General features: G+C 60.2%; 12 protein-coding genes and 1 pseudogene. 4 read left to right on the top strand and 9 right to left on the bottom strand.

Features of this window, described 5'->3' with window-relative positions; genetic code table 11:
- The first annotated feature begins 61 nt into the window (after nt 1–61).
- Nucleotides 62–475, top strand: a complete 414-nt coding sequence (locus AC2FLX_RS09525) for a hypothetical protein (RefSeq protein WP_480749389.1) — start codon at nt 62–64, stop codon at nt 473–475.
- A 3-nt stretch (nt 476–478) separates the two neighbouring features.
- On the opposite strand, the gene hemF is transcribed toward AC2FLX_RS09525, so the two are convergent.
- The 4 genes from hemF to clpS all read right to left on the bottom strand — a co-directional run bounded on the left by hemF (nt 479) and on the right by clpS (nt 3,599).
- Entirely contained in the window at nt 479–1,363 is an 885-nt protein-coding gene (gene hemF, locus AC2FLX_RS09530; protein ID WP_496810056.1) for an oxygen-dependent coproporphyrinogen oxidase, read from the bottom strand.
- 5 nt (nt 1,364–1,368) lie between these two features.
- A complete protein-coding gene (locus AC2FLX_RS09535; RefSeq protein WP_480749387.1) occupies nt 1,369–2,169 on the bottom strand; it encodes an SDR family NAD(P)-dependent oxidoreductase in 801 nt (266 codons plus the stop codon).
- Between the two features lie 37 nt (nt 2,170–2,206).
- Nucleotides 2,207–3,172, bottom strand: a complete 966-nt coding sequence (locus AC2FLX_RS09540) for a class I SAM-dependent methyltransferase (RefSeq protein ID WP_496810055.1) — start codon at nt 3,170–3,172, stop codon at nt 2,207–2,209.
- Nucleotides 3,173–3,257: 85 nt separating this feature from the next.
- Nucleotides 3,258–3,599, bottom strand: a complete 342-nt coding sequence (clpS, locus tag AC2FLX_RS09545; protein WP_480749385.1) for an ATP-dependent Clp protease adapter ClpS — start codon at nt 3,597–3,599, stop codon at nt 3,258–3,260.
- A gap of 91 nt (nt 3,600–3,690) precedes the next feature.
- On the opposite strand from clpS, the gene AC2FLX_RS09550 reads away from it, so the two are divergent.
- The 3 genes from AC2FLX_RS09550 to AC2FLX_RS09560 are packed head-to-tail and all read left to right on the top strand — an operon-like array spanning nt 3,691 to nt 6,079.
- Nucleotides 3,691–4,392 (top strand): HAD family hydrolase, encoded by a 702-nt coding sequence (locus AC2FLX_RS09550; protein ID WP_480749384.1) that lies wholly within the window; start codon nt 3,691–3,693, stop codon nt 4,390–4,392.
- Between the two features lie 6 nt (nt 4,393–4,398).
- A complete protein-coding gene (locus tag AC2FLX_RS09555) occupies nt 4,399–4,767 on the top strand; it encodes a hypothetical protein (protein WP_496810081.1) in 369 nt (122 codons plus the stop codon).
- Entirely contained in the window at nt 4,679–6,079 is a 1,401-nt protein-coding gene (locus AC2FLX_RS09560) for a D-alanyl-D-alanine carboxypeptidase family protein (protein ID WP_496810054.1), read from the top strand. Before AC2FLX_RS09555 ends, AC2FLX_RS09560 begins: the two co-directional genes overlap by 89 nt.
- A gap of 105 nt (nt 6,080–6,184) precedes the next feature.
- Here the strand turns inward: AC2FLX_RS09560 and AC2FLX_RS09565 are convergent, their stop codons facing one another.
- The 5 genes and pseudogenes from AC2FLX_RS09565 to AC2FLX_RS09585 form a co-directional block, all read right to left on the bottom strand.
- Nucleotides 6,185–6,499, bottom strand: a complete 315-nt coding sequence (locus AC2FLX_RS09565) for a hypothetical protein (RefSeq protein ID WP_496810053.1) — start codon at nt 6,497–6,499, stop codon at nt 6,185–6,187.
- A gap of 119 nt (nt 6,500–6,618) precedes the next feature.
- Nucleotides 6,619–7,380: a LamB/YcsF family protein gene (locus AC2FLX_RS09570; RefSeq protein WP_480749382.1), complete on the bottom strand. Its 762-nt coding sequence runs from the start codon at nt 7,378–7,380 to the stop codon at nt 6,619–6,621.
- 11 nt (nt 7,381–7,391) lie between these two features.
- Nucleotides 7,392–8,390, bottom strand: coding sequence for a 5-oxoprolinase subunit C family protein (locus AC2FLX_RS09575; RefSeq protein WP_480749381.1), 999 nt, complete (start codon nt 8,388–8,390; stop codon nt 7,392–7,394).
- Nucleotides 8,387–9,136, bottom strand: a complete 750-nt coding sequence (locus AC2FLX_RS09580) for a 5-oxoprolinase subunit B family protein (RefSeq protein WP_480749380.1) — start codon at nt 9,134–9,136, stop codon at nt 8,387–8,389. Before AC2FLX_RS09580 ends, AC2FLX_RS09575 begins: the two co-directional genes overlap by 4 nt.
- Nucleotides 9,123–9,317, bottom strand: a pseudogene (locus tag AC2FLX_RS09585) (hypothetical protein); the annotation flags it as partial. The gene AC2FLX_RS09580 and the pseudogene AC2FLX_RS09585, both read right to left, overlap by 14 nt.

Raw genomic sequence — 9,317 nt, forward strand, 5'->3', positions numbered from 1 at the left:
GCGGCGCGAAACAATGCGCTATGCTTTTCATGGATCACGGGTATTGAAACTGGAGATACGGATGAAACAGTTGGTTAAGGTGGGCGTTCTGACCGCCCTGATTGTAGCCCCGGGAATGGCGTTGGCATTCCGCGCCTGGAACCGATCCGAGGTCACGCCGATCGGCAATGGCGTGTTCGAAGTCGTCAATTACTTCGGCTCGGCCCCAAGGGATTACTGGTGCGGTGCGGGTGATTACGGCATCCGGGTACTCAGGCTGAAGGGTAACGAGCGCATCTATTTGTGGAATGCGGTCGGGCCGTCGGTGTCGCAGCCGGGCAAGAAAGGCGTTCAGTTCTCGCTGCAGGCCCCGGAGGGCGCGGATACGACGCCGGGCTATTCCCTGACCGTCAAGCGCGTGGGCGACAACCTGTCCGCATCGATGGCGCAGGGATACTGCTACGACAACCTTACCGACGATTTGTGGCTGCGGTAACGCTCAGACCCATTTTGCCAGCGGTGGCAAGCTCATCAGCACGGCATCGGGATCATGGCCGGTTTCCAGCCCGAACTTGGTGCCGCGGTCGTAAACCAGGTTGTATTCCGCATAAAGCCCGCGGTGAATCAGTTGGATGTTCTTGTCTGCGTCGGTGAAACCCTGCACCCTGCGCTTCTCCACCAGAGGCACGAAGGCAGGTAGAAAAGCCCGGCCGATATCCTGTGTCAGGGCCAAATCGGCCTGCCAGTCGTCGGTGCAATAATCATCCATGAAGATACCGCCGACACCCCGCGCGCGCTTGCGGTGCGGGATATAGAAGTACTCGTCCGCCCAGTCCTTGAGGCGTGGATAGTGGCCCACGCCATGCGGGTCGAGGAAGGATTTCTGGGTGCCGTGGAAATGTGCGGTATCTTCGTCATACTCGATGCAGGGGTTCAGGTCGGACCCGCCGCCGAACCACCAGGCATGCGGTGTCCAGAACATGCGGGTGTTCATGTGCACCGCCGGAACATGCGGGTTCTGCATATGCGCGACAAGGCTGACACCCGAGGCCCAGAAGCGCGGATCGTCCTTCATCCCCGGAATGCCCTTGCGTGCGGCCATGGCGCTCTGCGCGCGTTCGCCCAAGGTGCCATACACCGTCGAGACGTTGACACCCACTTTCTCAAACACGCGCCCACCGCGCATGACCGACATCAGCCCGCCGCCGGCATCCGTTCCGTCGTCTGAGTGGCGTTTGGTTTCCGTGACTTCGAAGCGACCCGGGTCAGCGTCCGAAAACGGGCCGGAGTCATGATTGTCTTCCAGTTGTTCAAAGGCGGCGACGATTTCGTCGCGCAGTTGACGGAACCAGGCGGAGGCGGTGGATTTTTCTGTATCGAACATCGGTATCAATGAGCCGGGGCCGCAACGGAATCGAGAAGGGTGCGCCCGCCATCGACGGTCAGGATCTGGCCGGTCATGAAACCGGAGGCTTCCGAGGCCAGAAATTGCGCGGCTTCGGTTAACTCGGTCGGCGCCGCGATGCGGGCCAGAGGGGTATGCCGTTCGATATCCAGACGGAATTCGCGGTTGTCCTTCAAGGTAGTTCGCAGCGACGCACTCATCACCGAGCCGATTGCGATGGCGTTCACGCGGATGCGCTTGGGGGCGAGAGAGACCGCCAGCGAGCGGGTCAGCTGATCGAGGGCCGCGGTAGAAACCGAGTAAGCCAGAAGGTTGGGATGTGTCCTGCGTGCAGCGACCGAAGACAGGTTGATGATCGATCCGGCCGGGCTTTCATTGTCCTTTTCTGTCTGCTTGATCATCCGGTTTGCGACCATCTGGGTGAGCCGCATCGCCGGCATGAGATTCTGATTCAGCAACTCGCGCACCGTGTCATCCTCGGGGTCCAGGGGATCGGTCGGCAGAACCTGCCGCGCGCCGTTGACTAGGATGTCCACCTGATCAAAGGCGTCGATGGTCGCCGACAGCAGATTGGCGATGGTCAGTTTCTCGCGCAGATCTCCGGCGAAATACCTGATATTGCTGTCTTCGCCCTGCTCTCCCAATTCGTTGGCCAATCCGGCCTCGTCCATGTCCGCGAACATGACATTTGCCCCGGCCTCGGCAAAGTGTCTGCCTATGGCAAGGCCGATGCCATTTGCGCCCCCGGTGACGATTGCGGTTTTGCCTGCGATGGAAAAGGACATCCGGTTCCTCCTGAGTTGCGGCGCACGTTAACCGGGATCACCGGCGAGGGCGAGAGGCGTGAAGCACTTTGAAACGGTTGTCTCCCGACGCTTCTTCCACGGATGCGAAGGAATCGCCAAGCGTGGCCTCATACGGCAGGTGGCGGTTGGCGACCATCCACAGGTGCCCAGACTTGCCCAGGTTGCGGGCGGCGGACTGAATGAATCCCTTGCCCAGCGACGGGTCGGCGGCCCGGGAGGTGTGAAACGGCGGGTTCATGACGACCGCATCCAGCGGCTCGGCGGATTTCCATGTGACGGCGTCGGCCCAATGAAATCGGGCACGGGCATCCGGCACGTTTTCCCGTGCGCAGCTCAGCGCGAGGTGATCGGCCTCGACCAGATCTAGCTTTTCGATACGTTCGTCCTTAAGAATCTGCGCCGACAGGTACCCCCAACCCGCCCCAAAGTCCGCGACATGGCGGCCCAGTTTTGCGGGCAGGGCGGCCAAAAGCAACTCGGACGCGGGATCAATGCCATCGGCGGAAAAGACGCCGGGCGCGGTCACAAACCCGTCGGCCTGCTGGTGTTCCGGCGCGGCCCAGTCGGAAAATGCGTCGGCATCGGATTTGAACCAGAAAATCTTGCCATGCGCCTTGGAGATCGGCCCCCGAACATCGACCCTCTTGCGAATATCCTTGTACAGGCCGTCCACGCCATCGGTCTTGCCGCCGTCGATGACAACGGTTCCCGCGGCCCTTGTGCACGCCTGTTGCACCATCGCCCTGGCCTGCGCCTTGGCGCGCGGCAGAAACAGGATCGCATCGGTACAGGGAGTGTCCGAAGCGGGTACTGCATGAAACCCCAGTGCCGCGAAATGATCGTGGAACGGCTTGAACGGCTGCACCACTTCGGCCTGGCCGGGCAGGTCTGACAGATCATGTTCAGGCGTGGGCAACAGGGCTGATACGTTTTCGGACAGGGTCAGTCCGGCGTCGAGGGCAAGTGAAACGCGTGGCGACATTCAGGATTCCAAGTCGTGTGTCAGAGGGATGGATTGCGGTTTCGCAATTGACAGAGGCAGGCGCAGTCACGGCCAGTCAACCGGTTCAATCCTCTTTTTCCATCGTGCATTGAAGCGGGTGCTGGTGGCGTCGGGCGAAATCCATCACTTGCCCGACCTTGGTTTCCGCAATCTCGTGGCTGAACACCCCGACAACGGCCACGCCTTTCTTGTGGACGGTAAGCATGATCTCGAACGCCTGCGCATGGCTCATACCAAAGAAGCGTTCCAGCACATGCACCACGAATTCCATCGGCGTGTAATCGTCATTCAGCAGCAGAACCTTGTAGAGCGGCGGACGCTTGGTTTTTGGGCGCGTCTGCACAAGGATCGAGGTGCTTCCATCCTCGTCCGATTTGTCCGACATCAACAGGGGTTCGATCACCATTACTTTCGAAATTCCGATTCAGCCTTCGATTCAATTGGGAGCTTATATAACCTTAGCGCAGCTTTGGAAAAGAGAAAGCAGGCAAATTGGCATGGGACAAATGCTCACGACTGTCGGGTTCGATGCCGACGACACATTGTGGCACAACGAACGGTTCTTTCAGCTGACCCAGTCGCATTTCGCTGAACTGCTGGCTGATCACGCCGAGAAAGATCACCTGATGGAACGGCTGTTGGCCGCGGAACGACGCAACATCAGGCACTATGGCTACGGAATCAAAGGCTTTACCCTGTCGATGATCGAAACCGCCATCGAGGTGACGCAAGACCGTGTACCTGCCTCGGTGATCCGCCAGTTGATCGAAGCGGGGCAGGAGATGCTGGCGCACCCCATCGAGTTGTTGCCTCATGCGCGCGAGGCAGTCGAGGCCGTTGCGGAAACGCACAAGGTCGTGCTGATCACCAAGGGCGACCTGATTGATCAGGAACGCAAGCTGGCGCAGTCGGGATTGGGGGAGTTGTTCAACTTTGTCGAGATCGTTTCGGAAAAAACGCCTGACATCTATCACGGTATTTTTGCCCGTCATGGCGATGGCGCGGCGCAATCGATGATGGTGGGCAACTCCATGCGGTCGGATGTTCTGCCTGCGATCGAAGCCGGGGGATGGGGGGTATTTGTACCGCACGGGTTGGTGTGGGAGGTGGAACAAGCCGACGCACCCGACGATCACAACCGGTTTCGCGAGATTTCTGATCTGGGCGATTTGGCGGATCTGGTGCGTTCTCTGGACTAGTTGCGCTTGTTGCAAAAGCGCCTCATCTTTCAAATTTTAAGGGGCGATTATCGTCGACAGGTCGAAGATACACCAGATATGGGGCGCTTTTGTAAGTCCCGCCACTATATGCAGGTCGGGGGTTTCAAGAAATTGATCATGCAAATATGGCGCTTTCGGTTTCAATCAACAAAACCCTGTGTTACGCTTGAGGCAATAAAAATGAATTTTGCTGACCGGAAAATCCGGCGGCGCGAGGCAGACAGAGGCAAAGATCGTGCAGGTTCGGCGGACAAGTCCGGCCCGTATGGGGCTATATCTTCTAGCATTTTTGTGGCTGCTATTGATGCTGCCGCTTCACGCGGTGGCGGCGCCTTACGCGGCAATGGTCATTGATGCCCGAACGGGCGAAGTCCTGCATTCCAAAAACGCCGATGCCCGACTGCATCCTGCCTCTCTGACAAAAATGATGACGCTCTACATCGCGTTCGAAGCGGTGCGGAACGGCGAGATTACCCTGGATACCATGGTGACTGTTCCGTCCGAGGCGGCGGCAGAACCGCCGTCGAAGCTTGGATTGCGGACCGGACAGAAGATTGCGTTTCGTTATCTTATCCGCGCGGCTGCGGTGAAATCGGCCAATGACGCCGCGACGGCGATCGGTGTCACGCTCAGCGGGTCCGAGTCCGCTTTTGCCCGCCGCATGACGCGCACCGCCAAGTCGATGGGAATGACGCGTACGACCTTCAAGAACGCACATGGTTTGACCGAGGCAGGGCACCTGTCCAGTGCCCGCGACATGACAACCCTGGGGCGGCACCTGCTGTATGACTATCCACAGTATTACAACCTGTTCTCGCGCCAATCCACGAATGCGGGGATCAAGACCGTCCCCAACACCAACCGGAAACTGCTGGCAGCCTACAAGGGCGCGGACGGGATCAAGACCGGATACACCCGCGCGGCAGGTTTCAATCTTGTGGCTTCGGCCAAACGCGGGGATGAGCGCATCATCGCCACGGTTTTTGGCGGCAATTCCAGCGCCTCGCGCAATGCCAAGGTGGCAGAGCTTTTGGATCTGGGATTCCGCAAGGCGCCTTCGCGCGCGCCGATCCGCAAACCCGCACGTCCGGTCTATGCCGGGAACACCGGTATCAGCGACGGCGTGACCAAGACGATCCGGCTGGTTGGCGCCCCCGAAAAGAGCCTTCGCCCGCTTTCTCGTTCCGGTGCCCAGCCAGTGCTGCTTGCCAGCGCCATCGCTGAAAATGCGGCCGAGAACGGCACTTTGATCCAGGAAAGTATCGAGGCTGCGATTGCCGAAGTCGGATCGACGGCTGCACAAACCGTCGCCGAGGTTACCGATACCCGGCCCGTGGGACGCCCAAAAGAACTGGTGCTGGCATCCGCGTCACCGGCCCCCGAGCCGGAGCCCGAACAAGAAATTGTCACTCGCCTGTCCACGTCCGGCGGCCATCTGTGGGGTATCAATGTCGGGCGCTATCCCAGCCGGTACGAGGCAGAGAAAATCCTGCTGAGAACGGCGTTGGCGGAAATGACCACGCTCGACGGTACCCTGCGCAAAGTCAATCAAGGGTCGCGCGGGTATGATGCCACTTTCCAGGGCATGACACGCGAACAGGCTGATCTGGCCTGCCGTCGCCTCAAAGCCCGCAATGTCACCTGTTTCATGATCGGACCATCCTAAGGTCTGGCGCTCGCTCACGGGTACTGGACGGCTGCGCTCTCAACCGCAGCCGCTTTTTATTGGATTGCGCAGCGAAAACGGGCCGCGTTTCTTAACGCCCGATTGTCAGATCAATAACATTGGCCGCCCGAATGACGGGCCTTGCGGCATGCAATAAGCGAATGGTCCCTCAGGACGGGTTTCGATCATCACGATGCGCCAGCACGACGTCAGGTCGCGCATTTCAGTTGCCAAGGCCTCGTTGTCCGTGGGATCGATCATGAGGGTAATGGTATCACCTTCGGCCAGACGTCCGGCATCCGATGGCGACAGTTTCACCAAGGCCAGTTTTCTGCGCAGGTGGCGCGCTTGGCAGATCAACACGGTCTTGCCGGGCTGGAATTTCGCGGTTGGCTGGTCGAGCGTGGCTTTGACGTTCATTGATTTCCTCCAGGGTCAGGCGGCCTGTTCGGCTGCACCGGATAGATGGAGCGCGGCCTGGGCCCGCGCTTGTGAACAGACGCCAAAGGGTTTTGCGTTTTGGCCAACCGCCCAACTATCTAACGCTCGAACTTGCTTACCTTGATGCCACCGTCAATCAGACTGGAACGTACAGATTTGGCGATCTGAACCGCTGTCGGCCCGTCGCCGTGCAGGCAGATCGTGTCGATCGAGGCTTCCAGCCGCTTGCCGTTTTCGGTGATGATCGCCCCTTCGCGCACCATGTTCAGAATGCGTGGCCCGGCGATCTCGGGGTCGTGAATGACGGCTCCGGGAAGGGAACGATCCACCAGTGTGCCGTCGTCGTTATAGGCCCGGTCGGCAAAGATTTCGCCTACCCAATTGCAGCCCAGTTCGCGCACGGCTGCTTCCTGCTGGGTTGCCGCCAAAACCATGATGATGATGTCCGGGTTCACATCCAGTGCGCCCTCATAACAGGCGCGCGCCATGTCCTGATCGGCTGAACACATGTTGGCCAGCGCCCCGTGCAGTTTCAGGTGTCTGACGCTGGTGCCAACGGCTCTTGCCATACCTTGTGCCGCGCCCAACTGATAGCGAACCAGATTGCGCAGCGAGCTGTGCGGCACCTTCATGTTGCGCCTCCCGAACCCCTGCAGATCGGGAAAGCCGGGATGGGCGCCGATCCCCACATCGTTGTCCGCAGCAAGCCGCATGGTCATTGCCATCACGTCCGGGTCGCCCGCGTGAAACCCGCAGGCGATATTGGCCGAGGTGATGATTTTCAAAAGGCTGTCGTCATCGCCCATTTTCCAAGGGCCAAAGCTTTCTCCCATATCGGCGTTCAGATCGACGCGGTTCATCGGCAGTCTCCTCAGTCGGTCGCGGAAACAACTCCGCTGATCAATTGGTAGGACAGAAGGTCGGCAATGTCATGCGGGTCGCGGACCAGTGGTTCGACCCGTCGGGACAGCCCCGCCAGATCCTTGACAAAAGCGGTTTGAAGGGCCGTCGCCTCGTCCAGTGTCACGAACTGGAACCTGATCTTGCCACCTGCCGGTGTCTGAGCCGCGCGAGGCAGGTCGCAGGGCACGACCGTGGCGATGCGGGGATAACCGCCGGTGGTCTGGCATTCAGGGAGCAGGATGAAAGGGTTTCCCGATCCGGTCATCTGGATATCACCCGGGGTGATGACTTCGGACAGAATGTTGAGCTGCCCCTGCGCCGCGAACCCCTCGCCGTCACTGTCCAGTTGCATACCCATCCTGTTGGCGCGCGGGCCGCGCCGGAATTCGGTCTGTTCGAACCGGGCCAAAGTCTCCGGATCGAAAAGCGCGGTCTGAAAGCTGGGCACGATGCGCAGCGCACCGCCCGAAAACCGCTCGGCGGGCACCAGTTTCATACCCGTGATACCCGCGTCAGGCCCACCGGGCAATGTGTCCCCGGTTTCAACAGCCCTGCCGATTTTGGCAGTCAGATGTGTGGCGCGTGATCCCAGGAACGGTTCAGTTGCGATGCCGCCGCCCAAATGCAGGTAACCATAACCACCCTTGAGTACAGCCCCCAAAGTCAACCGTTGCCCCTTGGCCAGCAGGTGCGAGGCATTCCACATCGCCGGACTGCCGTCGATGCTGGCCTGCATCGGCGCGCCGGTCAGGGCGATGCGGATGTCCTCCAACGCCTCGAACTCGCCGCCCATCCCCGCCATCTCCAGTGCCGCCAGCGCAGCCGGTTGACCCAAAAGTGCGGCCCCTTCGTGCAGGGCCAGCAGGTCCGCGGCGCCCGAGCGCGACAAGCCCTGATCAAGGAACCCGTCGCGCCCCTGATCCTGAACCGTGCAAGCAGGGCCGATACGGCGGACGATCAGGCTCATGCTGGGATCTCCTCTGCCGTTGAGCCGCCTGTACCATCCTCGTTATGCGCGCAGATGTGTTCCAGCTCGTCGCGGGGAACCGATTCAAACACCATCTCGTCGCCGGGATTGAGGGCAAAGCTCTGCTCAATTTCGGGCCGGAAACACCGAAACGCGGTTTGCCCGATATGCCGCCACCCTGTCGGGGTCGGCCCCGAAAACAATACGAACTGCGAAATGGCCAGAACCAGCGCCCCTTCGGGAACCATCGGGGTCAGTTCCTTTAAGCGGGGGATGTTAAACTCGGGCCCCAGCGGGCCAAGATAGGGCTGGCCCGGTGCAAATCCGATGGTCAGGACGCGCACGCGTGTCTGGCTGAGGCGGCGAATGGCCTCTGTAACGGGCAACCCGGCGGCGGCGGCGGCTTCGTCCAGTTGCGGGGCCAGTTCCGTGCCATAAACGGTGGGCACCCGCCACAACTTGCGTCCGGCAGGCAGGGGCGCGGCGTACCAGTCGCGCGAGGCCAGCAGATCGCGCAGACACCGTTCCATCTCGGTATGGGGCAGCCGCGAGAAATCGAACCGAACATAGGTCGAGGCCAGCGAGGTTGAGGTTTCGATCACCCCCTCCCAGCCGGCGTCTTCCACCGCGCCGCGAAAGGCGAGCGCCGCGCGGTTCGACGGCTCGGTCATGGTGTCGGCAAAGGTGACAAGCATGCCGTCCAGTCCGACGTTCCGGATCACGGGGAAAGGATCAGCGTGGGTCATAAAGCCTCCGCAACAGGGTCGGCGTCAAATACATGGGGAATTGATAGCATCCAAGAAAGATCAGCAGCGGATCGGTGGTTTCCGGAGGCAGGGCTACAAAGAACAGGGCAAAGTTCCGGTTTCCCGCGATGATCGCCGTTGGAACCGCATCGGGGCGACCAAGCAGGCGTAGAACGGTAAA

It is taken from the genome of Ruegeria sp. YKSF57, assembly GCF_059612585.1.

Coding starts and splice junctions, on each gene's coding strand:
- AC2FLX_RS09565 (WP_496810053.1), bottom strand. CDS start 6,499: ATGAACGTCAAAGCCACGCTCGACCAGCCAACCGCGAAATTCCAGCCC.
- AC2FLX_RS09550 (WP_480749384.1), top strand. CDS start 3,691: ATGGGACAAATGCTCACGACTGTCGGGTTCGATGCCGACGACACATTG.
- AC2FLX_RS09575 (WP_480749381.1), bottom strand. CDS start 8,390: ATGAGCCTGATCGTCCGCCGTATCGGCCCTGCTTGCACGGTTCAGGAT.
- AC2FLX_RS09525 (WP_480749389.1), top strand. CDS start 62: ATGAAACAGTTGGTTAAGGTGGGCGTTCTGACCGCCCTGATTGTAGCC.
- AC2FLX_RS09540 (WP_496810055.1), bottom strand. CDS start 3,172: ATGTCGCCACGCGTTTCACTTGCCCTCGACGCCGGACTGACCCTGTCC.
- AC2FLX_RS09560 (WP_496810054.1), top strand. CDS start 4,679: ATGGGGCTATATCTTCTAGCATTTTTGTGGCTGCTATTGATGCTGCCG.
- AC2FLX_RS09580 (WP_480749380.1), bottom strand. CDS start 9,136: ATGACCCACGCTGATCCTTTCCCCGTGATCCGGAACGTCGGACTGGAC.
- hemF (WP_496810056.1), bottom strand. CDS start 1,363: ATGTTCGATACAGAAAAATCCACCGCCTCCGCCTGGTTCCGTCAACTG.
- AC2FLX_RS09535 (WP_480749387.1), bottom strand. CDS start 2,169: ATGTCCTTTTCCATCGCAGGCAAAACCGCAATCGTCACCGGGGGCGCA.
- clpS (WP_480749385.1), bottom strand. CDS start 3,599: ATGGTGATCGAACCCCTGTTGATGTCGGACAAATCGGACGAGGATGGA.
- AC2FLX_RS09570 (WP_480749382.1), bottom strand. CDS start 7,380: ATGAACCGCGTCGATCTGAACGCCGATATGGGAGAAAGCTTTGGCCCT.